27 protein-coding genes are annotated in these 26,420 nt (G+C 71.4%); 9 read left to right on the top strand and 18 right to left on the bottom strand.

Going from position 1 to position 26,420, the window contains the following annotated elements; translation table 11 throughout:
- Window positions 1-569: 569 nt before the first annotated feature.
- Entirely contained in the window at window positions 570-1,943 is a 1,374-nt protein-coding gene (locus HOO61_RS11950; protein ID WP_172258953.1) for a recombinase family protein, read from the bottom strand.
- On the opposite strand from HOO61_RS11950, the gene HOO61_RS11945 reads away from it, so the two are divergent.
- Genes HOO61_RS11945 through HOO61_RS11935 form a run of 3 tightly spaced genes read left to right on the top strand, consistent with a single transcriptional unit; the run spans window position 1,875 to window position 4,021 of the window.
- Window positions 1,875-2,252, top strand: coding sequence for a hypothetical protein (locus tag HOO61_RS11945; protein ID WP_216658875.1), 378 nt, complete (start codon window positions 1,875-1,877; stop codon window positions 2,250-2,252). The genes HOO61_RS11950 and HOO61_RS11945 overlap by 69 nt on opposite strands.
- A complete protein-coding gene (locus tag HOO61_RS11940) occupies window positions 2,249-3,058 on the top strand; it encodes a septum formation family protein (RefSeq protein WP_172258952.1) in 810 nt (269 codons plus the stop codon). Before HOO61_RS11945 ends, HOO61_RS11940 begins: the two co-directional genes overlap by 4 nt.
- 24 nt (window positions 3,059-3,082) lie before the next feature.
- Window positions 3,083-4,021 (top strand): L-lactate dehydrogenase, encoded by a 939-nt coding sequence (locus tag HOO61_RS11935; RefSeq protein WP_172258951.1) that lies wholly within the window; start codon window positions 3,083-3,085, stop codon window positions 4,019-4,021.
- A gap of 3 nt (window positions 4,022-4,024) precedes the next feature.
- Here HOO61_RS11935 and era read toward each other — a convergent pair whose 3' ends face one another.
- The 10 genes from era to HOO61_RS11885 form a co-directional block, all read right to left on the bottom strand.
- Complete coding sequence (era, locus tag HOO61_RS11930) at window positions 4,025-5,065, bottom strand: GTPase Era (RefSeq protein WP_172258950.1); 1,041 nt, start codon at window positions 5,063-5,065, stop codon at window positions 4,025-4,027.
- Window positions 5,058-5,840 (bottom strand): siderophore-interacting protein, encoded by a 783-nt coding sequence (locus HOO61_RS11925; RefSeq protein ID WP_172258949.1) that lies wholly within the window; start codon window positions 5,838-5,840, stop codon window positions 5,058-5,060. Before HOO61_RS11925 ends, era begins: the two co-directional genes overlap by 8 nt.
- Window positions 5,841-5,860: 20 nt before the next feature.
- A complete protein-coding gene (locus tag HOO61_RS11920) occupies window positions 5,861-7,168 on the bottom strand; it encodes a class I SAM-dependent methyltransferase (protein WP_172258948.1) in 1,308 nt (435 codons plus the stop codon).
- Entirely contained in the window at window positions 7,165-8,517 is a 1,353-nt protein-coding gene (locus HOO61_RS11915; protein ID WP_172258947.1) for an FAD-binding oxidoreductase, read from the bottom strand. Before HOO61_RS11915 ends, HOO61_RS11920 begins: the two co-directional genes overlap by 4 nt.
- 61 nt (window positions 8,518-8,578) lie before the next feature.
- Window positions 8,579-8,935 carry a cytidine deaminase gene (locus HOO61_RS11910; protein WP_172258946.1) on the bottom strand — a complete coding sequence of 119 codons (357 nt, stop codon included), beginning with the start codon at window positions 8,933-8,935 and terminating at the stop codon, window positions 8,579-8,581.
- A 9-nt stretch (window positions 8,936-8,944) separates the two neighbouring features.
- Window positions 8,945-10,243 (bottom strand): hemolysin family protein, encoded by a 1,299-nt coding sequence (locus HOO61_RS11905; protein ID WP_172258945.1) that lies wholly within the window; start codon window positions 10,241-10,243, stop codon window positions 8,945-8,947.
- A 1-nt stretch (window position 10,244) separates the two neighbouring features.
- Window positions 10,245-10,706 carry an rRNA maturation RNase YbeY gene (gene ybeY, locus HOO61_RS11900; RefSeq protein ID WP_172258944.1) on the bottom strand — a complete coding sequence of 154 codons (462 nt, stop codon included), beginning with the start codon at window positions 10,704-10,706 and terminating at the stop codon, window positions 10,245-10,247.
- Window positions 10,703-11,734 (bottom strand): PhoH family protein, encoded by a 1,032-nt coding sequence (locus HOO61_RS11895; RefSeq protein ID WP_172258943.1) that lies wholly within the window; start codon window positions 11,732-11,734, stop codon window positions 10,703-10,705. Before HOO61_RS11895 ends, ybeY begins: the two co-directional genes overlap by 4 nt.
- Before the next feature lie 63 nt (window positions 11,735-11,797).
- On the bottom strand, window positions 11,798-13,033 hold the full coding sequence (locus HOO61_RS11890; protein WP_172258942.1) for a hypothetical protein: 1,236 nt from the start codon (window positions 13,031-13,033) through the stop codon (window positions 11,798-11,800).
- Between the two features lie 4 nt (window positions 13,034-13,037).
- Window positions 13,038-13,391, bottom strand: a complete 354-nt coding sequence (locus HOO61_RS11885; RefSeq protein WP_172258941.1) for an HIT domain-containing protein — start codon at window positions 13,389-13,391, stop codon at window positions 13,038-13,040.
- A 74-nt stretch (window positions 13,392-13,465) separates the two neighbouring features.
- Here HOO61_RS11885 and HOO61_RS11880 point away from each other — a divergent pair, with 74 nt between their 5' ends.
- Window positions 13,466-14,452 (top strand): Gmad2 immunoglobulin-like domain-containing protein, encoded by a 987-nt coding sequence (locus HOO61_RS11880; protein WP_172258940.1) that lies wholly within the window; start codon window positions 13,466-13,468, stop codon window positions 14,450-14,452.
- Between the two features lie 9 nt (window positions 14,453-14,461).
- Here the strand turns inward: HOO61_RS11880 and HOO61_RS11875 are convergent, their stop codons facing one another.
- From HOO61_RS11875 to hrcA, 3 genes are read right to left on the bottom strand one after another with little or no spacing between them, the layout of a single operon-like run.
- Window positions 14,462-15,202 carry a 16S rRNA (uracil(1498)-N(3))-methyltransferase gene (locus tag HOO61_RS11875; protein ID WP_172258939.1) on the bottom strand — a complete coding sequence of 247 codons (741 nt, stop codon included), beginning with the start codon at window positions 15,200-15,202 and terminating at the stop codon, window positions 14,462-14,464.
- 15 nt (window positions 15,203-15,217) lie between these two features.
- Entirely contained in the window at window positions 15,218-16,390 is a 1,173-nt protein-coding gene (gene dnaJ / locus HOO61_RS11870) for a molecular chaperone DnaJ (RefSeq protein ID WP_172258938.1), read from the bottom strand.
- Window positions 16,387-17,409: a heat-inducible transcriptional repressor HrcA gene (gene hrcA / locus HOO61_RS11865; RefSeq protein ID WP_172258937.1), complete on the bottom strand. Its 1,023-nt coding sequence runs from the start codon at window positions 17,407-17,409 to the stop codon at window positions 16,387-16,389. Before hrcA ends, dnaJ begins: the two co-directional genes overlap by 4 nt.
- Before the next feature lie 82 nt (window positions 17,410-17,491).
- On the opposite strand from hrcA, the gene HOO61_RS11860 reads away from it, so the two are divergent.
- Genes HOO61_RS11860 through HOO61_RS11850 form a run of 3 tightly spaced genes read left to right on the top strand, consistent with a single transcriptional unit; the run spans window position 17,492 to window position 19,679 of the window.
- The gene (locus HOO61_RS11860; RefSeq protein WP_172258936.1) at window positions 17,492-18,355 is read left to right on the top strand and encodes an MBL fold metallo-hydrolase; all 864 of its coding nucleotides are present in this window, start codon (window positions 17,492-17,494) and stop codon (window positions 18,353-18,355) included.
- Between the two features lie 57 nt (window positions 18,356-18,412).
- Entirely contained in the window at window positions 18,413-18,772 is a 360-nt protein-coding gene (locus tag HOO61_RS11855) for a hypothetical protein (protein ID WP_172258935.1), read from the top strand.
- A 58-nt stretch (window positions 18,773-18,830) separates the two neighbouring features.
- Window positions 18,831-19,679, top strand: a complete 849-nt coding sequence (locus HOO61_RS11850; RefSeq protein ID WP_172258934.1) for a DUF3097 domain-containing protein — start codon at window positions 18,831-18,833, stop codon at window positions 19,677-19,679.
- A gap of 13 nt (window positions 19,680-19,692) precedes the next feature.
- On the opposite strand, the gene hemW is transcribed toward HOO61_RS11850, so the two are convergent.
- From hemW to HOO61_RS11835, 3 genes are all read right to left on the bottom strand, one after another.
- The gene (hemW, locus tag HOO61_RS11845; RefSeq protein ID WP_172258933.1) at window positions 19,693-20,910 is read right to left on the bottom strand and encodes a radical SAM family heme chaperone HemW; all 1,218 of its coding nucleotides are present in this window, start codon (window positions 20,908-20,910) and stop codon (window positions 19,693-19,695) included.
- A gap of 77 nt (window positions 20,911-20,987) precedes the next feature.
- A complete protein-coding gene (locus HOO61_RS11840; protein ID WP_172258932.1) occupies window positions 20,988-22,808 on the bottom strand; it encodes a long-chain fatty acid--CoA ligase in 1,821 nt (606 codons plus the stop codon).
- Window positions 22,809-22,959: 151 nt separating this feature from the next.
- On the bottom strand, window positions 22,960-23,892 hold the full coding sequence (locus HOO61_RS11835; protein WP_172258931.1) for an aminoglycoside phosphotransferase family protein: 933 nt from the start codon (window positions 23,890-23,892) through the stop codon (window positions 22,960-22,962).
- Between the two features lie 23 nt (window positions 23,893-23,915).
- On the opposite strand from HOO61_RS11835, the gene HOO61_RS11830 reads away from it, so the two are divergent.
- Window positions 23,916-24,368: an XdhC family protein gene (locus HOO61_RS11830; RefSeq protein ID WP_172258930.1), complete on the top strand. Its 453-nt coding sequence runs from the start codon at window positions 23,916-23,918 to the stop codon at window positions 24,366-24,368.
- On the opposite strand, the gene HOO61_RS11825 is transcribed toward HOO61_RS11830, so the two are convergent.
- Complete coding sequence (locus tag HOO61_RS11825) at window positions 24,335-25,042, bottom strand: GntR family transcriptional regulator (RefSeq protein WP_172258929.1); 708 nt, start codon at window positions 25,040-25,042, stop codon at window positions 24,335-24,337. The genes HOO61_RS11830 and HOO61_RS11825 overlap by 34 nt on opposite strands.
- Window positions 25,043-25,196: 154 nt before the next feature.
- Here HOO61_RS11825 and HOO61_RS11820 point away from each other — a divergent pair, with 154 nt between their 5' ends.
- Window positions 25,197-26,402 (top strand): CoA transferase, encoded by a 1,206-nt coding sequence (locus HOO61_RS11820; RefSeq protein ID WP_216658873.1) that lies wholly within the window; start codon window positions 25,197-25,199, stop codon window positions 26,400-26,402.
- The last annotated feature ends 18 nt before the right edge of the window (window positions 26,403-26,420 follow it).

The raw sequence follows: 26,420 nt of genomic DNA, 5'->3' as shown, positions 1-26,420 counted from the left end.
GGCTACGCAACCGCGGAATCGACACCCTGCCCAGCATCAGAACCCAAGACCCGGCAGACTAGACAACACGAACCGGTGGCCTCGTTTTCGAGCGTCGGATCGGCCTCATTTTCGAGCGTTGCCGACACCACCAACAGCCAAGCAAGAGCTCCAACGCCCAGAATGGCACGCACCATCGTCCCAAGTCGGACGACCAAGAGGGGGACCTGCACCCCGGGCTCCTCCCACGAAGGCATCGCGGACACCGCGAAAGACCATCTTAGGCGTCACGATGCTTCCTGCGCCCGAGTGCGCGTTCGCTCATTGCCCGCCACTGCAAACCAACAAGTCCACAGCGCTACACGCACACACGGGGGTTGTGTAGGCGTAAGGGGAACCATAGTTACTACTGCCCGTCACGTCGGCACAGAGTAGGCGTTTTGGGCACGCCGGGGAGTTACTACTCAATCCGGCAAACACGTCACCCAGGCTCATTTTCCGGTTATTGCTGGGTTGGTGCAGGGTAACGGGTAGTTACTCTGACCGCCCGCGAGGCATTGAAGGGGCAGCCCCGCCGAAGGGCTTCACGTTCACAACACCCACCGATAGTCCAGACGCGGGGTGTCAGTCAGCAGGTTCTCCGTTGAGTTGTTCCGCCACGTGACTGTGATCCGCCCGCGGCTCTGGTGAGGTTGGCGGCCCTTGCCCGAGGGCGAGATCACTATGTACTTGAGGTACCGAGCCACGATCTCCCGCTTGACCGAAATGTCCGCTGTCTCGAACTCCTCGAGGCCCCGCAGGAACCGATCAATCTCCGACGTGTCCTCCGCCAGGGAGGCAACAGTCACCATTCGCTTGCGCCGCTCCTCCTTCAACAAGACGACGAGATCCTCCATGTCCAAGTCGCCTGCTCGGTGCCGCTCGTGCAGTGACTCGATGCGCCGGTCGGTCTCGTCCAACTCGGCTTGGTAATCCCGCGACTCGAAAGGCTCGCCGACTCTCACCTGCTGGTGCAGGCTGGCGACTCGTCCACCGATGGGCCAATCGACCCAATCGGCCTTGATCCCCACCGTCCCGCATCCACCCATGGCGGGGTCGCAGCGGTACCGCCCGTTGCTGCCGGACATGGTGGCCTTACATGCCCCGCAGACCAGGAACCCACTTAGCAAGTATTTGCGAGCCCTACCCCGCGTCTGGCCCGGTGTTGGCCGCTGAACCGCCTCAAAGTCCACCTCGGACACCAAGGGCGTGACTTGAGAGTTGCCAACCACCTGACCGTTGTGCACCGACCGTCCCGCGTAGCGCTGGGTGCGCAGGAGTCGTGCGGTCTGCAGAGGAACCCACTGTCCCCCGGTCACAGTGCGGATGTCCCGCATCCGCAAATCACGCGAGATCGAACCGTGCGACTCCCCAGAGCGCGCGCGGGAGAAAACCTCGCGGACGATCGCTGCCTCACCCTCATTGACCGACCAGTCGCGGTTGTACCCGAAGAGCCTGTAGCGACCGCCGAGCGGTTTGCCATCTGCCAACGCCTGCGCCTTTTGGCGGGCCGTTCTCTCCGCGATTCTGTCGGCTTCCTGACGCGCAACCGCACCCTTGATCCGCGCCATCATCTTTCCGTTGGCCGTCGTGAGGTCGACGTCCCCCGAGACGTTCGCTAGCTCAACTGCGTACCTCTCGGCCAAGAGGATGAAGGACTCCAGCTCCATCGGCTTGCGAGTGAGACGGTCCAGGTCGTACACGACCACGGCCGTCACGTTCCCCGCCTCAATCTCGTGCAGCATCTGCTCGTACTGGGGGCGCGGCTTGTTCTTCGACGCAGACACATCGTTGTCGACATACTGGTGTGTCACGCTCCAGCCGAGGGCCTCCGCCTTGCGCGTGCAGTCCTGGACTTGGCGTGCGACTCCGAGCCCTTCCCCAGCACTGTCGCGAGAGATCCTGGCGTAGATGACTGCATCCACCGAGCACCTCCAAATAGCTCTAAGAAATCATACAAGCACTTCTTCGACTCGATCTTCCTCCAGGCCGGGGGTGCGCTCACCGACGACGGCTCGGCCGCGACCGTCGAGGGAGGCCGCAAGCCGTACGGGCTCTACGTCCACGGGCGCTACGACACCACCGGAGCGGTTCGCTCGGTCCAGTCGATCGTCGGTGCGCTCGCCTGGCGGCAGAGCGCTCCCGTCCTCGACGTGCTGGGCGACGTGGGCGAGGCGGACCGCGAGGCGGCGTACGAGCTGGGCGGCACGCTCGCGGCGCTGGTGATGGGATGAGACGGCTCCTCGCGATCCTGGCCACGGCGGCGCTGCTGTCGGCGTGCACCTCACCGACGGACACGCCGGCGGACGACCCCACCGCGTCCCCCTCGTCGGCACCCAGCCCGACCGAGACCGCTCCTCCGGACCCGGGCCCGACGCCGGAGGTGGGTGAGTGCCACGACCTGTCCCTGCGCCAGGCGGTCGCCGTGGTGGGTCGCACGGCGCCGGTCGCGTGCCGCCGCGCCCACACGGCCCAGACCTACTTCGTCGGCCGGCTGGACCTCACGACGAAGTCCGGCTTCACCCGCCGGGTGGACTCCCGGGCCGCCCAGCGGCAGATGAGCCGGGCCTGCACCACCCGGCTCCCCCGTCACCTGGGACGTACGCCGCGGGAGCTGCGGCTCAGCATGGTCCGAGCGGTCTGGTTCAGCCCGAGCCCCGCGCGGGCGGAGGCCGGTGCCGACTGGTTCCGCTGCGACGTCGTCGCCGTCGCCGGCCCCGGGAAGCTGCTTCGGCTCCCCCGCCGGACCAAGGGCTGGGCGGGGCCGGCCATGTGCGCGACCGCGGCGCCCGGCGCCCGCGGCTTCCGACGCGTGACGTGCGGCGCGACGCACTCGTGGCGCGCGCTCGCGACCGTCGACATCCCCGGTCGCAGGCTGCCCGCCCGCGGCGTGGTGGCCGCCCGCATGGACCCGGTCTGCCGCGACGTCGCCGCGGGCGCCACCGACGACCCGCTCGACCTCACCTGGTCCCAGGAGAGCCCGACGCGCGAGCAGTGGGACGCCGGGCAGCGCTACGGCATCTGCTGGGTGCCGGCCTGACCCGAAGCCTGTCAGAGTGGGCCCATGTCGAAGGTCGCGATCGTCGGAGCCGGAGCCGTGGGAACGGCCATCGCCTACGCCGCCCAGATCCGCGGCGTGTGCCGCCAGCTCGCCCTGTTCGACCTCAACGCCCAGAAGGTGCGGGCCGAGGTGCTCGACCTCAACCACGGGATGCAGTTCACCCCGATGGCCGAGATCACGGGCAGCGACGACCTCGCCGTCTGCGCGGACGCAGACGTCGTCGTCATCACGGCCGGGGCCAAGCAGGACCCCGGCCAGAGCCGGCTCGACCTCGCCGCGGCCAACGTCGCGATGTGCCGTGACCTGGTGCCGGCGCTCGTCACCCTGGCTCCCGAAGCCCTGCTGCTCGTCGTGACCAACCCGGTCGACGTGGTGACCATGGCGGCCCTCGAGTTCTCCGGATGGCCCGGCCACCGCGTGTTCGGGTCCGGCACGGTCCTGGACTCCTCCCGGCTGCGGTTCCTCATCGCCGAGCACACCCACGTGGCCGTGCAGAACGTCCACGCCTACATCGCGGGCGAGCACGGCGACTCCGAGGTGCCGCTCTGGTCCACCGCCACGATCGGTGGCGTGCCGGTGGAGGACTGGGAGTCGCCCGGCGTCGGCCGCCTCGACGCCGACGCCCGTGCCCGGATCCACGAACGGGTGGTCACCGCGGCGTACGAGATCATCGCGGGCAAGGGCGCCACCAGCCTGGCGATCGGCCTCTCCGTGTCCCGCATGCTCGAGGCGGTCCTCCACGACGAGCACCGCGTCCTCCCGGTGACCTCGCGACTCGACGGAGTGCACGGGCTCTCCGGGGTGTGCCTCTCGATGCCGTCGGTCGTCGGCCGGTCCGGCGTCGAGAGCGTCCTCGCCACGCCCCTCAGCCCGGACGAGCGGGATCGGCTGGCAGCGTCCGCGGAGGCGGTGCGCTCGACCGCTCGGAGCCTGGGCCTCTGATCCTCAGAAGCCGAGCTTGCGGAGCTGGCGCGGGTCGCGCTGCCAGTCCTTCGCGATCTTGACCTGCAGGTCGAGGTAGACCGGCGTGCCGAGCAGGGCCTCGATCTGCTTGCGGGCGGCGGTGCCGACCGACCGCAGCCGCGACCCCTTGTGGCCGATCATGATGCCCTTCTGGGAGTCGCGCTCGACGTAGAGGTTGGCCACGATGTCGAGCAGCGGCTTGTCGTCGGGCCGGCCCTCCCGCAGGCCCATCTCCTCGACGACGACCGCGATCGAGTGCGGCAGCTCGTCGCGGACACCCTCGAGGGCGGCCTCGCGGATGAGGTCGGCAGCGAGCGCCTCCTCGGGCGCGTCGGTCAGGTCACCGTCGGGGTACAGCGGCGGTCCCTCCGGCAGCAGGCCGACGAGGAGGTCGGCGAGCAGGTCGACCTGGTCGCCGGCCACCGCGGAGACGGGCACGATCTCGGCCCACTCGGTGCCGGTCTCCTCACCGAGCGCGGCGATGTCCACGAGGTGGCTCGCCAGCTGCTCGGGGGTGACCAGGTCGGTCTTGGTGGCCACCGCGATGCGCACCGTGCGGCGCACCTTGCCGAGCTCGGTGACGATGAACCGGTCGCCGGGGCCGATCTTCTCGTTGGCCGGGAAGCACACGGCGACCACGTCGACCTCGGCCCAGGTCGTGCGCACGAGGTCGTTGAGCCGCTCGCCCAGCAGCGTGCGGGGACGGTGCAGGCCGGGGGTGTCGACCAGGATCAGCTGGGCGTCGTCGCGGTGCACGATGCCGCGCACCACGTTGCGGGTGGTCTGCGGCTTGGAGGACGTGATGACGATCTTCTGCCCCACCAGCGCGTTGGTCAGGGTCGACTTGCCGGCGTTGGGGCGCCCGACGAACGACGCGAAGCCGCTGCGATAGCCCTCCGGAGCCTCGTAGAAGGCGCCCGCCGGAGCGACACCGGAGAGGTCGAAGTCCTCATCCAGCTCCTCATCCAGCTCGTCATCCAGCTCGTCGTCGTGCCCGAGGTCCTGGTCGTCGTTGTCAGCCATCGTTCGCCTCCTCGGACCGGGCCGCGTCGTAGTCGGCCCAGATCTGCTCGTCAGTCTTGCCTGCCGCCTTGCCGGCGCGCCAGACCGGTCCGGGGTCGACCGCACGCGGCTGCCGCGCGGCGGTGGCGCGCCAGTAGCCCATCACGTCGTAGTGGCTGGTCGGCAGCCCGACCTCGCGCATCAGGTGCTTGCGGATCGCGCGCATCTGGGCGGACTCCCCCGCCATCCAGAAGTAGCCCTCGCCCTCGGGCCACTCGATCCCCTCGACCACCGTCGCCAACGCGCTCTGGCCGGGAGCGGGCGGGGCCAGCCACGTCACGTCGACGTCGGACGGCAGGTAGCCGGTCAGGTCGTCGGGCACCTCCGCCATGACGTACGTCGGCAGGTCGGGACGGGTCTCGGCGATGCGGGCCATCGCCGGCATGGCCGTCAGGTCGCCGACCAGCAGCAGCCAGCGCGCGCCGGCCGGCGGCACGAAGGACGCCTTCGGCTCGGTGATCGTGACGGTGTCGCCGACGCAGTCGCGCATCGCCCACTCGGTGACCAGGCCGACGTCGTGGACCACCACGTCGAGCGTCAGCTCACCGTCCTCGAAGGACCGCACGGTGTAGTAGCGGCTCTGGAACTGACCGGGCACGACGAGGCCGACCCACTCGTCGGGGACGCCGGTCGAGGTGAAGCCGTCGAGGTCGTCGAGCACGAGCCGGACGAGGTGGTCCGAGAGCGGTTCGCGGCGACGTACGGTCGCCTGGAACTGGGCTGCACGGGTGCTCACCCGTCGAGGTTATCGGTGGCTCACCAGTCGGGACGCATCGGGAAGTCGGAACGGCCGTCGTCGTGGTTGCGGGTCGCGAGCACCTGGTGCAGCTCCACCTCGTCGCGCTCGAAGCCGACGCGCGAGCCAGCGATGTAGAGCCCCCACACGCGCGCCGTCCCCTCGCCGACCTCGGCCACGCACTCGTCCCAGTGCTCGACCAGGTTGCGGTTCCAGTCGCGCAGCGTGGCGGCGTAGTGCAGGCGCAGGTTCTCGGTGTGCTGCACCTCGAGGTCCTGGTCCTGCGCGGATCCGATGATCGTGCCGGACCCGATGAGCTCCCCGTCGGGGAAGACGTAGCGGTCGATGAAGTGCCCGGTCTCCTGGCGCCGGTTGTGGCGGCGGGTGATCGAGTGGTTGAGCAGGCGTCCGCCGGGCCTGAGGCGGTCGCGGAGGTGGCGGAAGTACGCCGGGTAGTTGCGCACCCCGATGTGCTCGGTGAGCCCGATGGAGCTGACCGCGTCGAAGCCGGACTCCACGACGTCGCGGTAGTCGAGGTGGCGCACCTCAGCGAGGTCGCTGAGCCCCTCGCGGTCGATCGCCTCCTTGGCCCACTCGGCCTGCTCGAGCGACAGCGTCACGCCCAGCGCGCGTACGCCGTGCTCCCGGGCGGCGTGCCGGACCATCGTGCCCCAGCCGCAGCCGACGTCGAGCAGGCGCTGGCCCGGCCGGAGGTCGAGCTTGCGGCACGCGAGCTCGAACTTGGCCGCCTGGGCCTCCTCGAGCGTGGCGTCGGGCGCCTCGTAGAGCGCGCAGGTGTAGGCCATCGACGGCCCGAGCACGAGCTCGTAGAAGCGGTTGGAGACGTCGTAGTGGTGAGAGATCACCTCGGCGTCGCGGGTCATCGAGTGGCGCAGCCCCTCGACCGCGCGCCGCCAGCGGGGCAGGTGCTCCTGCGGCGGCGGCGCGGGCGGTCGCAGGTGGGAGAGGCCGAGGCTGCGGGCGATGTGCAGCGCCTCCGACGGGGCCGGGACCCGGAACTTCGTGTGGTCCTTCAACAGCACGAGCGCGTCGTAGGGATCGCCGGGATGGACACCGGACAGGTCGAGGTCACCGCTGACGTAGGCCCGCACCATGCCGAGGTCGCCGGGAGCCGTCATCAGGTAGGCGAGTCCGCGCTCGTTGTGCAGCTGCATCCCGACGGGCGCGTCCGGAGGACCGGCGCTGCTGCCGTCGTACGCCGTGAAGTGCAGCGGCAGCCCGCCCCTCACCAGCGAGTCCATCGCGGCGCCGATCGTCAGGCGTGCCGTCGCACCGGAGCGCGACCCCGGGTCCGTGTGGAGGGTCATCGTCGCTGCACCACCTTGTCGTAGAGGGACGTCAGTCGGTCGTCGGGGTCGTGGGCGGCCTTGACGCGGGCCAGGTGGGCGCCGCCGTAGAGACGGTCGAACTCGTCGGGCGCGTAGAAGGCCTCCGAGTAGAGGCTCTTGTGGCCGCCCAGCTCGGAGACCTTCGCCTCGATCGCGCGGTTGCGCGGCGAGGAGGGCGCGTCGGGGCCGACGTTGACGATGCCCCAGAAGCCGACGTTGACGTACGTCGTCCCGCGGGTCAGAGGGTAGCCGGGCCACTCGCGGTCGCGCAGCCGCAGCGGGCACAGCCACACCGGGCGCATGCCGACCTCGCGGTCGAACCAGTCGAGGAACTCCGGCAGCCGCTCGACCGGCACCTCGACGTCCTGCACGACGCGCTCGCCCCGGGGCCGTCCGGCGCGACGGTCGAGCCGGTCCGCGACGCCGAGCCGGCGGTCGAGGGCGACGAGCTTCCAGTAGACGTCGGAGCGACGCAGCCGCCGCGGCCAGACCCGCCGGACGACCGGGTGCTGGGCCCCGAAGGCCCGCGAGCACCAGAACCAGTCGGTGTCCCAGCGCCAGAGGTAGCCGTGCATCGTCAGTCGGTCGGTGGCGCGCTGCTGCAGCGACCGGTAGAAGACGTGCTGCCCGGTGTAGTCGCTGGTCGGGCCCGGTTCGTCGGTCCACCGTGCGAGCGTGAGGTAGAGCTCGTCGGGGGCGAAGGCGACGCCGTCCACCGCGTCGACCCGCTCCCCCGCCCAGGCGCGCTCCTCGACCACGCGGGTGACGGCCTCGGCGAGCGCGGCGGCGTCGGGGAAGCGGACGTGCCGGAGGACGACGTACGACGGCACCTGCTCGAGCTCGATGCGCAGCCGGGTGGCGTAGCCGAGCGACCCGTAGGAGTTGGGGAAGGCGTCGAAGAGGTCGTCACCCGGCTTGGTCGTGACCACCTCGCCCGCGCCGGTGAGCACGTCCATCTCGAGGACCGACTCGTGCGGCAGGCCGCTGCGGAAGCTCGTCGCCTCGATGCCCAGGCCGCTGACCGCGCCGCCGAGCGTGATGGTCCGAAGCTGCGGCACGACGAGCGGGATGCGGCCGTGGGCGAGCGTCACCTCGACGAGGTGCTCGTAGGTGCACATCCCCTGCACGTCGGCGACGTCGCCGTCGACCTCGATGACGCCCGTCAGCCCGGAGACGTCGAGACCGGTCGCGGCCGCGGACCGGCCGCGGAAGAGGTTGCTGGTGCGTTTGGCCAGCCGCACGGGGGCACCCGGCGGCAGGGCGGCGTAGGACTCCCTGAGCCTTGCCTCCCGGGCAGCGTGCTGCTCGCGACCGACAGTCGTTCGCACCCCTCCACGCTAGCGATCCCGGACCGCCGGCGCGAGCACGTCACTGGACCAGGGGCTGCTCTCAGGTCGAGGTCGAGCGGGCGATCATGCCGCGCTCGTCGCCGACGTGCACCGGGACGCCCGGTCCGGCGAAGTCACGTACGGCGTCGAGGACGGGCTCGGTGCCGGTGAGCACGACGGCTGCCTCGAGGCCTGCCGAGCCGGACGAGACGGCCATCGCCACGCACACCTCGAGCGCCGACAGGTCGAGGTGCTCGAGCCGCACGCTGGCGGCGGCGTAGGTGCGTCCGTCGAGGTCGCGCACCGCCGCCCCCTCGTCGGCGCGGGCGCGGGCGCGCGTCGCGCGGGCGAGGGTGACCAGCTTGGCGTCCTCCTCGCTGGGGCTGGCCACGGGGCCGGTGGCGTCGTGAGTGCTCATGCGAGAACCCTAGGCCGGGTCCTCGTCGGACTCGTCGGCCTCCGGGGCGAGCAAGGTCACCAGCACGGTCCCGATCTTGTTGCGGCGCCCCGTGGCGCGCTCGGCCTCCAGCCGCAGGCCGTGGCACTCCACGACCGAGCTGGGGATCGGGACCTTGCCGAGGTGCTTGGCCATCAGCCCGCCGACGCTGTCCACGTCGTCGTCCTCGACGTCGAAGCCGACCAGCTCGTCGAGGTCGTCGACCGGGTAGCGCGAGGACACCCGGATGGCGCCCCCGTCGAGGTGCTCGACCTCGACCTCCTCGGCGTCGTACTCGTCGGTGATCTCGCCGACGATCTCCTCCAGGACGTCCTCGATCGTGACCAGCCCCGCCGTGCCGCCGTACTCGTCGACCACCACCGCGATGTGCTGGCGTCGCGCCTGCAGCTCGGTGAGCAGCGCGTCGACCGGCTTGGAGTCGGGGACGTAGTGCACCGGCCGCATCACCTCGTCGACGCGCTGGGTGAACTCCACGTCGGGGGCCTCGAAGTCGCGGCGCACGATGTCCTTGAGGTAGGCCATGCCGACGATGTCGTCGAGGTTCTCGTCGATCACCGGGATCCGGGAGTAGCCGCTGCGGAGGAAGAGCGAGAGGGTCTGGCGCAGGTTCTTGTGCCGCTCGACGTAGACGACGTCGGGGCGCGGGACCATCACCTCGCGGGTGATGGTGTCGCCGAGCTCGAAGACCGAGTGGATCATCCGGCGCTCGCCGGACTCGATGATCGCGCCCGCCTCGGCCATGTCGACGAGCTCGCGCAGCTCGGTCTCGGTGGAGAACGGGCCCTCACTGAAGCCCTTGCCGGGCGTGATGGCGTTGCCGAGGAGGATGAGCAGCGCCGGGATGGGGCCGAGGATGGTCGTCACCAGCGACAGCGGGCCGGCCGACGCCAGCGCCACGCGTACGTCGTGCTGGCGGCCGATGGTGCGCGGCGCGACGCCGATCACCACGAACGACACCACCAGCATCACGCCGATGGTGGTCAGGAAGGTCGGGACGGGCGAGCCCTGGTAGGCGTCGCGCGCCCACGTGGCGACCAGCACGATCGCGCTGATCTCGCACAGCAGGCGCATCAGGAGCGCGGTGTTGAGGTAGCGCGCGGGGTCGTCGAGCAGCTTCACGAGCCGGACCGCCCCGGGCCGACCCTCGGCCTTCAGCTCCTCCGCGCGGGCACGAGAGAAGCCGCCCAGGGCGGCGTCGGCAGCGGAGAAGAGGCCGGCAAGGACGACCAGCAGGGCGGCTGAGCCGAGCTGCCAGATGTCAGCGGTCATGTCAGGCGGGACCGGCGTCGGCGCGCCACTTCTCGAGCAGCTCGCCCTGCAGCCCGAACATCACCGCGTGCTCCTCGGGCTCGGCGTGGTCGTAGCCGAGGAGGTGCAGGATGCCGTGGACGGTCAGCAGGTCGATCTCGGCCTGGCCTCCGTGCCCGGCCTCCTCGCCCTGCCGCTCGGCGACCGACGGGGCCAGCACGAGGTCGCCGAGGACGCCCTCCTCGGGCTCCTCGTTGACCTTGCCGGGGCGGAGCTCGTCCATCGGGAAGGCCAGGACGTCGGTGGGGCCCTCCTTCTCCATCCACTGGCCGTTGAGCGCGGCGATGGTGTCCTCGTCGACCGCCTTGATGCACAGCTCGGCCTGCGGGTGGACGCGCATCTGCTCCATCACGAACTGCGCGAGCCGGGAGAGGCGGCGTACGTCGACCTCGAGGCCCGACTCGTTGAGGACCTCGATGCTCATCGCTTGCTCCTCGGTCCGCTGCTCTTCGGGCGGGCGGCCTCGGCCTCGGCGTCGAAGACGTCGTAGGCCTCCACGATGCGACCGACGAGGCGGTGGCGCACGACGTCGGTGCCGGTGAGGCGGCAGAAGGTGATGTCGTCGACGCCGTCGAGGATGCCCTCCACGACCCGCAGGCCCGACTTCGTGCCGGATGGCAGGTCGACCTGGCTGGTGTCGCCGGTGACGACGATGCGCGAGCCGAAGCCGAGACGGGTGAGGAACATCTTCATCTGCTCCGGCGTGGTGTTCTGCGCCTCGTCGAGGATGATGAAGGAGTCGTTGAGCGACCGGCCGCGCAGGAACGCCAGCGGGGCGACCTCGATCGTTCCGGCGGCCAGCAGCTTGGGGATGGTCTCGGGGTCGACCATGTCGTGCAGCGCGTCGTAGAGCGGGCGCAGGTAGGGGTCGATCTTCTCGCTCAGCGTGCCGGGCAGGAACCCGAGCCGCTCCCCCGCCTCGACGGCCGGGCGGCTGAGGATGATCCGGTTGACCTCCTTGGCCTGCAGGGCCTGCACGGCCTTGGCCATCGCGAGGTAGGTCTTGCCGGTGCCCGCGGGGCCGATGCCGAAGGTGATCGTGCTCTTGTCGATCGACTCGACGTAGCGCTTCTGGTTGAGCGTCTTGGGCCGGATCGTGCGACCGCGGTTGGACAGGATGTTGAGGCTCAGCACGTCGGCCGGCCGCTCCTGCGTCTCGGTGCGCAGCATCTGGATGATCCGCTCGACCGTCTCGCCGGTGACGCCCTGACCGGTGCGGACCAGGGTGACGACCTCGTCGAGGAGGCGCTCTGCCATGGCGACCTCGGCCGACTCGCCGGACAGGGTGATGCGGTTGCCGCGGACGTGGACGCTGGCGTCGAAGGCCCGCTCGATCAACCGGAGGTGCTCGTCGCCGGGGCCGAGGACGGAGACCATGTCGATGCTGTTGGGGACGACCACGGTGTGGGTCGGTCGTTCCTGAGGGGTGCCTGGCTGGTTCGTCGCAGTCATGGATGCCCGTGGGGGCGGCCTTCCGGGTCGGTGGCAGAGCCCCTCCATGCTACCGGGGGTCACTCAGGGGCGGGTGACCTGCAGCATCCCGAGGCACATCTCGTCGGTGGTGCCCTCGCCCCACACGACGTAGCGGTCGGGCTGGCCCTCGAAGGCGGGCAGCTTGTCGCGCAGCCACTGGACGTGGCGGCAGGTGACCTTGACCTGCTCGAACGGCTCGAGCCGGATCGGGTCGATCGGCCGGCTGCCCTGGTCGTCGAAGTCCCACACCGGGATGTCGAGGATGGTGCGCGCCTGCGGGGTGCCGGGGTTGACCTCGATCTTGAGCGAACGACCGAGCAGGTGCATGTGGCCTGCGACGCCGTGGATCGTGATCGGGTCGGCGAGGGTGCGCACGCACGACTGGACCTCGCCGGCGCGCGGCTTCCCCCCGCACAGGAAGTAGAGGAGGTCGGCGGTGTTGCCGTCCGCGCCGAAGCGCTCCTTCACGTCGGCGACCGCAGCCTCGCGGTCGCACAGCTCACCGTCGGAGTGCTTGGGCCTGCACGGCAGCTCGACCGGCGCGGGGAGCAGCATCGTGCTCAGCGCCTGGTAGTCACGCTTGCCGGGCGCGAGGCGGAGCTGCGCGGCGGACGTGTCGGGCTGCTGGCCGGCGAGCAGGTTGTAGTGGACCTGCATCACGATCCGGCTGCCCTTGCGCAGGCGGATGCCGTAGCCGGGCTTGGTGACGGACTCCTCGCCGCCCGGCGCCCAGGCGCCGATCCACGACGAGCGGTTGACGTCCTGGAAGCGGTCGAGCCCGGTGCCGCCGAAGCACGTCCACCCCTCGTCCTCCTCCGCGGCGTCCTTCGCCTCGGCGGCGGCCACCTGCTCGGGCGTGACCTGGAACAGGATCACGTGGTGCACCACGTCGGGGTTGCCGGGCAGCACCTGGGTGCCGGTGAGCCAGGCGTCGCGCTCGAGCTCGGGGTCGAGCAGGAAGCAGCGGTAGTCGTCGGTGCCGGTGCCGTAGGGGGCGGACGGCGTGTACGCGCCGGGCATCGCGATCGTCGTACGCGTCTCCCCCGCGCGCAGCCGGCGTGACTTCGCGGGCTCGGCGTAGTGCCCGCTGTGCCCGGCCTGCCCGGTCTCGTCGGCCCCGTCGGTCTGGGCGTCCGCGGTGGACTCGCTGGTCGGGGCGTCGGCGGGCTGGGTGGCCTTCTGATCGGCCCCGCCTGCGCCGTCGGCCCCACTGCAGGCGGTGAGGGCGAGGAGGCCGCTCGCGAGGATCGCGGCAAGGGCGGTGCGGGTGCGGGTCATGGGCTCAGACCAGCGTCTCGCTCATGCGCGACGAGCCGCCGAGCACGTGGAGGTGGGTGTGGAACACCGTCTGGCCGGCGCCGGCGCCGGTGTTGGCGATGAGGCGGTAGTCCCCGTTGCCCGAGGCCTTCGCCACCTCGTCGGCGAGCGAGACCAGGTGGCCGACGGAGGCCGGGTCGGCGGCCGCGGACGCGGCGGCGTTGTCGTGGTGGTCCACCGAGATGACCAGCGCGTGGAACGGCGCCTGCGGGTTGAGGTCCTTGATCGAGACGGCGTGGTCGTTGCGGCCGAGCACGTCGGCCGGGACCTCGCCGGCGACGATCTTGCAGAAGATGCAGTCGGGGGCCGTCTCGCTCATGCACCAAGCCTAGGCTCTCGCGACGCGGCGTGGGACCGGAAGCGGCGCCTGCGCGTCCCACTACCGTGACGAGCATGACCTTCCCCACCATCCCTCGACCGGTCCGACCGGCCCGGCCGCGAGCCGTACGACGCTGGGCGGGCGCCGCGGCCGTCGTCGTGGCGAGCACCCTGGCCCTCACCGCGTGCAGCGACGACGCGACGCCGGTCTCCGACGAGACGGGCACCGCGACCGAGGAGCCGCAGCCCTCGGAGGAGCCCGGTTCGACCTCTCCTGCCGAGTCCCCCACCGAGTCGCCCGAGCCGACCGAACCCGCATCCGAGTCGCCGGCCGCGTCCGGCACCGCGGTCCCGGTCTACTTCGCCGGCGACGGTCCCGGGGGCCGCACCGTGCTGTTCCGCGAGTTCCAGCGCGTCGAGGGCGACCCGCTGACCGAGGCGGCCCGGCTGGTCGCCGGAGGCGGCCAGCCGGTCGACCCCGACTACCGGACGCTCTGGCCCGGCGTCGAGATCGCCTCGGTCCAGGCGACCGACGGCGTGCTCCTGGTCGAGATCCCCTCGGACGGCTTCACCGACCGCCCGGACGGGATGTCGAGGCGCGACGCGAAGCTCGCCCTCCAGCAGCTCGTGCGCACGCTGCAGGGCGTGCAGCAGGAACGCGTGCCGGTGCAGGTGCAGCGCGAGGGCGGGGCACCGCTCTTCGGCCTGCCGACGGAGGCGCCGTTCGAGGCGGCCTCCGTCCTGCGCACCCTCAACCTGGTCAACATCACCTCCCCGGCCGAGGGCGACACCGTCACCGGCGACACCCTGACCGTGACCGGCGTGGCCAACTCGTTCGAGGCCAGCGGGCCGTGCCGGCTCCTGCAGGACGGCCAGGAGGTGGCGATCGAGCCCTACCAGACCGAGGCCTGGATGGAGGACCGGCTCTTCCCGTTCGAGGTCGCGCTGCCGCTCGACGGCGTCAGCGGCGAGGTCGTCGTCCAGTGCGAGACCGACGACCCCTCCGGCGGCGCTGAGGGCAACGGCCCGGCCGTCGACACGAAGACGGTCACGGTGCAGTAGCCGTCGGGATCAGGCCCAGCGGGAGGTGCGGGCCAGCACCGCGGCGACGGCGACGACACCGGCGGTGGACGTGCGCAGCACCTCCGCGCCGAGACGTACGGCGTGGGCGCCGGCGTCGGTCAGCACCGCCTGCTCGTCGGGACTGATGCCGCCCTCCGGCCCCACCACGAGCACGATCCGGCCCGCCTCGGGGACCTCGAGCGCGCCCAGCGGCAGGGTGGCGTCCTCGTGCAGCACCAGCGCGAGGTCGGCCTCCGCGACGAGGGTGGCGAGGTCGGCCGTTGAGGCCAGGGGCGTGACGGTCGGCAGCCAGGAGCGCCGCGACTGCTTGGCCGCCTCGCGTGCGGTCGCCTGCCATTTCGCGTGGGACTTCGCGGCGCGCTCGCCCTTCCACACCGCCACCGACCGCGAGGCCGCCCACGGCACGATGCGGTCGACCCCGACCTCAGTGAGGACCTCGACGGCGAGCTCACCGCGGTCGCCCTTGGGCAGGGCCTGCACGACGGTGATCGCCGGCTCGGGCCGGGGATCCTGGGTGACGGACGAGACGGTGACGGAGAAGGTCCGTTTGCCGGTCGAGGTCACCGACCCCGTGACCGAGGTGCCCTGGCCGTCGGTCAGCACGACCTGCTCACCCTCGCGCAGGCGGCGTACGGCGACGGCGTGGTGCGCCTCGTCACCCGTCACCTCGACGACCGAGCCGGGCGCCGTGCCGTCGAGCGATTCGACGAGGTGGACCGGGAGCGACATCGGTGGCGGCCCGGCTCAGCCCTGGAAGGCGTCGCGGAGCCGGCCGAACATCGACTTGTGCGGCGCCTCGTTCTTGCCGTCGGGCTGCTCCTCGCCGCGGATCGCCGCGAGCTCGCGCAGCAGCTCCTCCTGGCGCGGGTCGAGGCGGGTGGGCGTCTCGACGGCGATGCTGACGACGAGGTCGCCGCGACCCCCGCGCAGGCTCGGCACCCCGAAGCCGCGGACGACCTGCTCGCTGCCCGACTGCGTGCCGGGGCGGATGTCGAGGTCGTAGGTGGTCACCGTCTCCGACGAGTCGTCGGACGAGGCCGGCAGGTCGGCCTCGAGCAGCGGCAGCGTGAGCTGCGTGCCGAGCGCGGCCGCCGTCATCGGCAGGGAGATCGTCGTGTGGAGGTCGTTGCCGTGGCGGGTGAAGGTCGGGTGGGACTCGACGTGGATCTCGACGTAGAGGTCGCCGGCCGGGCCACCACCGGGACCGACCTCGCCCTGACCGGTGAGCTGGACGCGGGTGCCGTGGTCGACGCCGGCGGGGATCTTGACCGTCAGGGTGCGGCGCGAGCGCACGCGGCCGTCGCCGGAGCACTCCCGGCAGGGGTCGGGGATGATCGAGCCGTAGCCGCGGCACGCCGCGCACGGGCGCAGGGTGCGGATCTCGCCTAGGAACGAGCGCTGGACCACGGCGACCTCGCCCTGGCCGTGGCAGGTCTCGCAGGTGACCGGCTTGGTGCCGGGCGCGGTGCCCTGCCCCTCGCACGCCTCGCAGCGCAGCGCGGTGTCGACCTTGAGGTCGCGGGTGACGCCGAAGGCGGCCTCGGCGAGCTCGACGTCGAGCCGGATGAGGGCGTCCTGCCCGCGGCGGGCACGCGAGCGCGGGCCGCGGGTCTGGGCACCTCCGCCGGCGGCACCGCCGCCGAAGAACGCGTCCATGATGTCGGTGAAGCTGAAGCCCTGCCCGGCACCGCCGAAGCCCTGGCTGAACGCGTCACCGCCACGGTCGTACGCCGCCCGCTTGCCGGGGTCGCTCAGCACCTCGTAGGCGCGCGAGACGTCCTTGAACCGCTCCTGGGTCTCCGGGTCGGGGTTGACGTCGGGGTGGAGCTGCCGCGCGAGCTTGCGGTAGGCCTTCTTCACGTCGTCGGCGCTCGCGTCGCGCGAGACGCCGAGGATCTCGTAGGGGTCCTGGGTCACTGGTTTCCTTCATCGAGGATCCGGGAGACGTAGCGCGCGACGGCGCGCACGGCTGCCATGGATCCGGGGTAGTCCATGCGGGTGGGGCCGACGACGCCGAGGGAGCCGAGGTGGAACTCCTGCGGGCCGTAGCCGGTGGCCACGACGCTCGTGGCCGAGAGCTCGGAGTAGGGGCCTTCGTGGCCGATGCGCACCGTCAGCGCGTCGGTCCCCGACTCCCCCAATAGCTTGAGCAGCACGACGTGCTCCTCCAGCGCCTCCAGCAACGGTCGTACGGCGGTGTCGAAGTCGCCGTAGCGGGCGAGGTTGGCGGTGCCGCCGACCGCGACGCGCTCGTCGCTGCGGTGGTCGGACATCGCCTCGGTCAGCACGGTGACGATCGCGCGGGCGGAGTCGACCTGCTCCGGGCGTACGTCGTCGGGCAGGTCGGCGAGCGCCACGGTGGCGGCCGCGATCTGCACGCCGGCGCTGGCCTGGTTGACCGCGACCCGCAGCTCGGCGAGGTCGGTGTCGACCACGGGTGCGTCGAGCTCGACGAGGCGCTGCTCGACCCGACCGGTGCTGAGGATCAGGATGACCATCACCCGGGTCGGCGTGAGCGAGACCAGCTCGATGTGGCGGACCGTGGAGCGCGAGAGCGTCGGGTACTGCACGATCGCGACCTGGCGGGTCAGCTGGCTGAGCAGCCGCACCGAGCGCTGCACGACGTCGTCGAGGTCGACGGCGCCGTCGAGCAGGGTCGCGATGGCCCGCCGCTCGGCCGCGCTCATCGGCTTGAGCGTGGTGAGCTTGTCGACGAAGAGCCGGTAGCCCTTGTCGGTGGGCACGCGACCGGCGCTGGTGTGGGGCTGGTGGATGTAGCCCTCGTCCTCCAGCGCCGCCATGTCGTTGCGGACCGTCGCCGGGGAGACGCCGAGGCCGTGCCGCTCGACGAGCGCCTTGGAGCCGACCGGCTCCTCGGTCGCGACGTAGTCCTCCACGATCGCGCGGAGCACGTCGAGCTTGCGGTCGTCGACCATCGAGGCCCTCCTCTGCACGTCGGCTTCTGGCACTCGGATTATCCGAGTGCCAACACTACTAGGAGTCCGTAGGCTCGCCGACATGCCGGACGACACCCCACGCTTCACCGAGGTCGCACCCCGAGTCTGGGTGGCGCACTACGACTGGATGCAGGTCAACATCACCCTGGTCGGCGGGTCCGACGGCCTCCTCATGATCGACACACACGGGTCCGCCGCCGAGGCACGCGTGGTCGCCGACGACGTACGCCGGCTCGGCGCGGGCCCGCTGACCGGGCTGGTCAACACCCACGAGCACTGGGACCACCACTTCGGCAACGCCACCATGGTCGAGCAGTTCGGCGAGATGCCGATCCACGCCACCGAATGGGCGCGCGACCACATCGAGGACTCAGCCCGAGGTGTCTTCGAGACGTACGAGCAGGCCGCCGATCACCCGCGTCGTGAGGAGATCCTCGCGACCACCGTGCGTCTGCCGACCCACACCTTCTCCTCCGCCGTGCAGCTCGACCTCGGCGACCGTGCCGTCGAGCTGATCCACCCCGGGCGGGGACACACGGCCGGCGACCTCGTCGTACGCGTGCCGGACGCCGACGTGCTGGTGGGCGGCGACCTCGTCGAGGAGTCCGACCCGCCCTTCATCGGCGACGACTCCTGGCCGCTGGAGTGGCCGATGACGCTCGACCTCGTCCTGGGCCTGATGACCGACGCGACCGTGGTGGTGCCCGGTCACGGGAGGGTCGTCGACAAGGCGTTCGTGCAGGACCAGCGCGTCGAGCTCGGCGTCATCGCCGAGACCATCCGCGACCTGGCCTCGCGCGGCGTGCCGCAGTCCGAGGCGCTTGCCACGGGCGAGTGGCCGTGGGACCCCGAGCTGCTCGAAAGTGCCGTCCGGCTCGGCTACGAGCACCTGCCCCGCAGCCAGAAGCGGCTGCCCCTCGTCTGACCGGGCCACACCCCCCGGGGGCTGGTCCCGGTGCGGTCGGCCCAGTAGGACTGGGGCATGACCGAGAACAGCGAGTCCCAGACCGACAACCCGGAGTCGACCGACACGCCGAAGGCGGGCAGCGGCACCAGCCCCGCCGACTCCGACCACTCCGGCGGTACCGCCTCGCCCGACGACGCGACGCTGGGCGGCATCTCCGACGACCAGCTGCCCGAGGACCTGCAGCCCGGCGAGGACAACCCGCTGGCCGAGCCTCTCGACCCCGACGACGAGGCGACCAAGAGCCGCGAGGAGCTCGAGATGGACGCCACCCAGGAGGACCTCGGCAACGACGACGGCGCGAGCCAGGCGCCCGACCAGGCCGGGGACGCCGAGTCCGGCGGCGGCGCCGGACAGGACACGTCCTCCGACGACTGACGTGAACTGACCGGCGTGCCACCCGGCCTGCGGGCCGGGCGACGCCTAACGTGGACCGGTGCCCCAGGATCGCTACGGAACCGACGTCCTCTCCGGTGACTGGCGTGTCCCGAGGAACGGCCGCGCCACCGAGGTGCCGACCGAGCTCGGGATGGTCGTCGAGGAGGTCACCACCGACTGGTGCGGCGAGGTCGTCGCCGTTGACCGCGACATCGACACGCTGACGCTGGAGGACCGCCGCGGCAAGCGGCGCACGTTCCCCCTCGGCCCGGGCTTCCTGCTCGAGGGCAAGCCGGTGATCCTCACCCGCCCGGTGCGGGCCGGCGCGCCCGCCGCTCCCGCGCGTACGGCGTCGGGATCCGTCGCGGTGCCCAACACGCGGGCCCGCGTGGCCCGCGCCAGCCGGATCTTCGTCGAGGGCCGGCACGACGCCGAGCTCGTCGAGAAGGTCTGGGGAGACGACCTGCGGATCGAGGGCGTGGTGGTCGAGTACCTCGGCGGCGTCGACGACCTCGCCGAGCACCTGCGCGACTTCAAGCCGGGCCCGCAGCGGCGCGTCGGCGTCCTGGTCGACCACCTGGTCGCCGGGTCCAAGGAGGCGCGCATCGCGCAGGGCATCGCCCGCTCCCCCATCGGCAAGCACGTCCTGGTCGTCGGCCACCCGTTCATCGACATCTGGCAGGCGGTCAAGCCCGACCGGCTCGGGATCGCCCGCTGGCCCCACGTCCCCAAGGGCATCGACTGGAAGACCGGCACCTGCCAGCAGCTCGGCTGGCCGCACCGCGACCAGGCCGACATCGCCCGCGCCTGGAAGCACATCCTCGGCCGGGTCACGTCCTTCGCCGACCTCGAGCCCGCGCTCCTCGGCCGGGTCGAGGAGCTCATCGACTTCACCACGGCCCCCTGACGGGAGCGATGCTTCAGTCGACGAGGTCGCGGACGATCGCGTCGGCGAGCAGCCGGCCGCGCTGGGTGAGGACGAGCCGCTCGGCGGCGAGCTCGACGAGGCCGTCAGCCACGAGCCGGGCGACGTGGGAGCGGCCGGTGGCCTCGAGGGCCGTGACCGGGAGGCCCTCGACGAGCCGGATCTCCAGCAGGATCCGCTCCACGCGCTGGTCGTGGTAGCCGAGCACCTCGCGGGCGAGGGCCGGGGACACGCCGCGGCCGAGCCGCTCGGCGTACGCCGCCGGGTGCTTGACGTTCCACCAGCGCACGCCGCCGACGTGCGAGTGCGCGCCCGGGCCGACGCCCCACCAGTGGCCGCCGGTCCAGTAGAGGAGGTTGTGGCGGCACCAGTGGTCGGGCGAGGTCGCCCAGTTGGACACCTCGTACCAGCTCATCCCGGCAGCGGACAGCTTCTCGTCGACGAGGTGGTACTTGTCGGCCAGGTCGTCCTCGTCGGGCATCGGCAGCTCGCCGCGCTTGACCTGGCGGCCCATCGCGGTGCCCTCCTCGACGATGAGGGAGTAGGCGGAGACGTGGTCGGGGCGGCAGCCCAGGGCGGCGTCGACCGAGGTCTCCCAGTCGGCCAGCGACTCCCCCGGCGTGCCGTAGATGAGGTCGAGGCTGACGTCCTCGAAGCCGGCCCGGCGGGCCCACTCCACGGCAGCGGGCACCCGCATCGGGTCGTGGGTGCGGTCGAGCGTGCGCAGCACGTGGTCGACCGCGGACTGCATGCCGAAGCTGATCCGGTTGAAGCCGGCGGTCCGCAGCTCCTCGAGGTCCCAGGCGGCGACGCTGTCGGGGTTGGCCTCGGTGGTGATCTCGACGTCGTCGACGAGCCCGAACTCGGCCGCGGCACTGGCCACGATGGCGCCGAGGTCGGCGGGCTTCAGCAGGGTGGGGGTGCCCCCGCCGAAGAAGATCGTCTCGATGGGGACGTCGCGGTGGCCGAGCACCTGGCGCGCGAAGCGGATCTCGCGGATCGCCGCCTCGGCGTACGACGAGCGGCTGGCACCGACCTCGTCGCCGAGCTCCTGGGCGGTGTAGGTGTTGAAGTCGCAGTAGCCGCAGCGCACCGAGCAGAACGGCACGTGCACGTAGAGGCCGAACGGCTTGCTGCCGAACTCAGCCCACGCCTCGTCAGGCAGCAGGCCGTCCTCGGGGGCGACGTCGCCGTCGGGCTGGGCGGGGGGCACGCCGGTATCCAACCACGCGCCGGACGCACGAACGGGTGCCGGTGGTCTCCCACCGGCACCCGTGTCGTCGAACCGTCCTAGGCGTACATCTGGTCGATGAGCGCCTGGTTGTTCTCCTGCACGACGTTGCGCTTGACCTTCATCGAAGGCGTGAGCTCACCCGACTCGACGGTGAGGTCGTGGTCGAGGAGCTTCCACTTCTTGATGGTCTCCCAGCGGTTGAGGTGGCTGTTGAGCTCGTCGACGTAGTCGCCGACCATCTTCTGCACCTCGTCGGACTGCACGATCTCCGTGTAGGACTTCCCGCCCATGCCGTTCTCCTCGGCCCAGCCGGCCATCGCGTCGGGGTCGAGGGTGATGAGCGCGACGCAGTAGTTGCGCTCGTCGCCGAAGACCATGAACTGGCTGGCGTAGGGGCAGACCGCCTTGAACTTCGACTCGATCGCCGGCGGCGCGATGTACTTGCCGCCGGAGGTCTTGAACAGCTCCTTGATACGGCCGGTAATGACCAGGTGGCCGTCCTCGTCGAGGGCGCCCTTGTCACCGGTGTGCAGCCACCCGTCGGAGGTCAGCGTCTTCGCCGTCTCCTCGGGGAGGTTGTGGTAGCCGTCCATCACGCCGGGACCCTTGATCATGATCTCGTCGTTGTCGCCGAGCTTGACCTCGCTGCCCGGGAAGACCGGACCCACGGTGCCGAACTTGTTGCGGTCGGGGTGGTTGACGAAGGAACCGGCCGAGGTCTCGGTGAGGCCGTAGCCCTCGAGGATCTTGATGCCGGCCACGCCGAACCACTCGGCGATGTCGCGGTTGAGCGCCGCCGCACCGGAGATGAAGAAGCGGACGTTCCCACCGAAGCGGTCGCGGATCTTGGAGAAGACCAGCTTGTCGAACAGGCCGTGCTGGACCTTCAGGCCGATCGGCACGGACTGGCCCTCGCGCTTGCGGCGCTCGACCTCGAGGCCGACGTCGAAGGCCTTCTTGAAGATCTTCTCCTTGGCGCCGCCCTCGGCGGCCTGCATGGTGATGATGCGGCCGTGCGCCTTCTCGAAGATGCGCGGTGCGGCACCCATGAAGGTCGGCTTGACCACGCCGAGGTTGTCGACGATCTTCTCGACGCGACCGTCGATCGCCGCGGCGAAGCCGCAGGCCATCTGCGTCGACATCAGCACCTTGCCGAACGAGTGGGCCATCGGCAGCCAGCGGAACTCGAGGTCGCTCTCGGACAGGATGTTCTGCGCGCGGATGGCCTCGCCCTCGTAGACCCACGAGGAGTGCCGCAGCCGTACGCCCTTGGGACGGCCGGTGGTGCCGGAGGTGTAGATGAGGGTCGCCAGCTGGTCGGGGCGGATCGCCTGCGACGTCGTACGCACCACGTCGGGCTGCTCGGCGAGCTTCTCGGCGCCGAGCGCGGCGAGGTCGTCCAACGAGATGATCCAGTCTCCGTCGGTCTTCCCATCGAAGGTGACGACCTTGCTCACGTGGGGCAGCTCGGAACGGTGCGCGGTGAGCTTGGCGACCTGCTCGTCGTCCTCGGCGAAGACCACACGGCTCTCGGAGTCGCCCAGGATGTAGACGGTGTCCTCGGCGTTGGTGGTCGGGTAGACCGTGGTGGTGGCACCGGCGGCACACATGATCGCGAGGTCCGCGAGGATCCACTCGTAACGTGTGCCGGACGCGATGCCGACGCGCTGCTCGGGCTCGACGCCCAGCGCGATCAGGCCCGCGGCCAGCGCCTCGACCTTGTCGCCGGCCTGCTTCCAGGTGACGGACTCCCACGCCTCACCCCGCGGGAAGCGGAAGGCCTCGGCGTCGGGGGTCGCGGTGACGCGGTCGAAGAACTGGACGGCGACGTTGGGCGGCATCGTGTCGAGGAAGGCCGTGTCGATGGTGGTCGGCATCTGTTACCTACTCATTCGTCGGAGCGTGGCGCGGCAGCACCACACAGCGGGGCAAGCTGGAAGACTTGGGCTGTAACCTAGATCACTGGGTTTACCCAGCGGTAGCAAACGCGGCGAATGTCCCGTCAGACGGGCGACATTTCGACTTTGGTCAGTCCTGGACGGCCTTGGTGACGGCGATGCAGCGGGTGATCCACTCCTGCTCCGCGGGCAGCAGGTCACGTCCGGCCCGGCGCGCGTCCTGCACGGCCCAGCCGGCGTTGAGCACCATCCGGACCACCACCCAGTCCCGGGCGCGCGCCTCGTCGAGGCCGCCTGCGTCGACCAGCGCGTGGAAGCGGCGGCGCAGGCCGTCGCGCACCGAACCCACCGCGCTCGCGCCACTGAGCTCCTCCATCCGGTTCCAGAGCATCGGCGCGGGCTCGTAGTGCGGGTCGCCCGCCATCGGCTTGGGGTCGATGGCCAGCCACTCCCCTGCGTCGTCGGCCAGGACGTTGGCGTAGTGGAGGTCACCGTGCACGACCACCGGCGCGACCTCGTCGGCGAGCAGGTCGGGCCCGAGCGACAGTGCCTGCTCGACGTAGCGTCGCGGGACGGGGACGTCGCGGCCGAGCGCGTCGAGGTCGTGCAGCCACCGCTCGACGTACGACGCAACGGTGGCCAGCTGCGGCATCGCCGGGATGTGGAGCCGGCCGTAGAGCGCGCCGACCACCTCACAGGCCTCGACCTCCCAGGAGTCGCCGAGGTCGGGCCCGGGGAGCCAGTCCAGGAGGAGCGCCCGGCGGCGCGGGTCGGCCCGTTGCAGTCGTACGGCGCCCCTCCCGCCCCAGTGCTGCAGGGCGAGTCCCTCGTGCAGGGACTCGTCGTCGCCGTCGAAGCCGACCTTGAGGGCACCGGGCGCGCCGTGGGCGTCGACGACCGGCAGCACCAGCGAGCAGAAGCCGTGGAGCGAGGTGGCGACCTGCCGCAGCCCCCACTCGCTGAGCAGCTCTGCGGCCAGCCGCGGCAGCCGGTCCAGCCAACGTCCCCAGTCGTCGCCGAGCGCCCGCTGGGCGAGCAGCCCCGCAGGGATGGTGACGGGCATGCCGCGAGCCTAGGGTGAGGGGCATGGGTGGACGCGAGCAGCCGTGGTCGGACGATGAGGTCCGGCACGGGCGCATCCTGGTCCTGAGCGACAACCCGATCGCGCGGTCGATCGCCGCCATCGCGTCCACGGTCGGGCGCACCGTGGTGGTGGAGGCCGCCGACGACGGAGGCCCGGGTCTGGACCCGCGGGCCGGTGACGCGGTGGTGCTGTGCGACCACGACGCCCCGGACGCACCGGCGGTGCTGCGAGCCGCGCTGGCCTCGGAGGCGTCGTACGTCGCGATGATGGCCAGCCGGGGCCGGGCGGCCGGCCTGCTCGAGGACCTGACGGCGGAGGGCGTGGACGTGTCGACCCTCCACGTCCCGGCGGGCCACGACCTCGGCGGCAAGGGGCCGGGCGAGATCGCGCTGTCCGTGGTGGCGGAGGTCGTCGCCGAGTCCTACAACCGCCCCGGCGGCCCGATGCGCGGCTGAACCGCGCCCTGGTGCTCCTCACGGAGGCTCGCCCAAGCGGCCCGCACGTGGGATCGCATGACGGACTCGGCCCACTCGGCGTCGCGCGCTGCGAGCGCCTGCACGATCTCGTGGTGGTGCGCGAGGCTGCGCCGCATGGCCTCAGGTGAGTAGTGCGAGAACGTGCGCCAGACCAGGGGCACCTCCACCACCGAGGACACCAGGCCGACCAGGCGGCCGTTGCCGGACGCCTCGAGCACGGCGCGGTGGAACTCGTTGTTGAGCTCGGTGATGGCGTCGAGGTCGGGCGGCCGGCGTCGCGCCTCCTCGTCCATCCGGTCGGCGAGCGCCCCGAGCGCGTCGAGGTCGGCCAGGCCGGTGGCCGCGGCGAGCCCGCACCCCCACGGCTCGAGCTGCGAGCGCAGGCTGAAGATCTCGTCGAGGTCCCCGACGCCCCAGTCCTCGACCTGGACGCCGCGGTTGGGCTCGTGCCGCACCAGCCCCTCTGCCGCGAGCCGGCGCAGGGCCTCGCGCACCGGCGTACGGCTCACCCCGATCGCCGCGGCCAGGTCGCCCTCGCGCAGCCACTCGCCACTCGCGCGCTCGCCGCTGAGGATCTGCCGGCGGATGGTGGCGTAGGTGACCTCGGCCGCCTTGCCTGCGTCGGCGACGTCCGGGCCTGCGTCCTGCGTCATGGTCGCGAACCCTAGGCCAGCTGTCGGCGTACCGCAATTGTATGCAATTCATGGATCGACCGTTGACGCCTGCGGCTGTACCTCGCTAGCGTCGGCGTCGTCCACTATGACCTGCCTCACACAGTGGGTCCAGGTTGCATACGAAAGGCCGTGCGTGCCCCCCTCGTCCGCCCTCCCTCTCGACGACCTCCGCGTCGTCGAGCTCGGCCAGCTCCTGGCCGGCCCGTTCTGCGGCCAGCTCCTCGGTGACTTCGGGGCGGAGGTCATCAAGGTCGAGGACCCGGCCCACGGTGACCCGATGCGCCAGTGGGGCCGCGAGAAGCCCTACGGGCAGTCGCTGTGGTGGCCCGTGGTGGCGCGCAACAAGAAGTCGGTCACCGCGGACCTGCGCACCGAGCGCGGTCAGGACCTGGTCCGGCGCCTCCTCGCCGACGCCGACGTGCTCATCGAGAACTTCCGACCCGGCACCCTCGAGCGCTGGGGCCTGGCTCCCGAGACGCTGTGGGAGACCAACCCCGGCCTGGTCGTCACCCGGGTCACGGGCTTCGGCCAGACCGGTCCGTACGCCGCCCGCGCGGGCTACGGCTCGATCGGCGAGGCGATGGGCGGGATCCGCTACGTGACCGGCGACCCGGACCGCCCGCCCGCTCGCTCGGGCGTCTCCCTCGGCGACTCCCTCGCGGCCACCTTCGCCTGCCTGGGCACCCTCGTCGCCCTGCACCAGCGCGGCCGCACCGGTCGCGGCCAGGTGGTCGACTCCGCCATCTACGAGGCCGTGCTGGCCCTGATGGAGTCGCTCGTGCCCGAGTGGCAGGTGGCCGGCTACCAGCGCGAGCGGACCGGCACCACGCTGCCCAACGTCTCGCCGAGCAACGTCTACCCCACCGCCGACGGCGAGATGGTCCTCATCGCTGCCAACCAGGACACCGTGTTCCGCCGGCTCGCCGACGTGATGGGCCGCCCGGAGCTGGCGACCCACGAGCACTACGCCACCCACGGCGCCCGGGGGAAGCACATGGAGGAGCTCGACGGCCTGATCGCCGAGTGGAGCACGACGGTGGCGGCCGACGACCTCCTCGAGCGCCTGCACGCCGGCGGCGTACCGGCGGGGCGCATCTTCCGCGCCAAGGACATGCTGGCCGACGAGCACTTCGCCGCCCGTGAGGCGATCGTCCGCCTGGCCCACCCGGACCTGGGTGAGTTCGCGATGCACAACGTCGCCCCCAAGCTCTCGGAGAGCCCCGGGTCGGTCCGCCACGTCGGACCGGCCCTCGGCGAGCACAACGACGCGGTCTACCGGGGCCTGCTCGGACTCGGGGACGACGAGCTGTCGTCCCTGCGCGCCGACGGCGTCATCTGAACCGCACCACACGACCAC

Origin of the sequence: Nocardioides sp. zg-1230, assembly GCF_013155335.1 — a bacterium.
Lineage (GTDB): Bacteria > Actinomycetota > Actinomycetes > Propionibacteriales > Nocardioidaceae > Nocardioides.
This window is presented reverse-complemented; position numbering and strand designations above follow the sequence as displayed.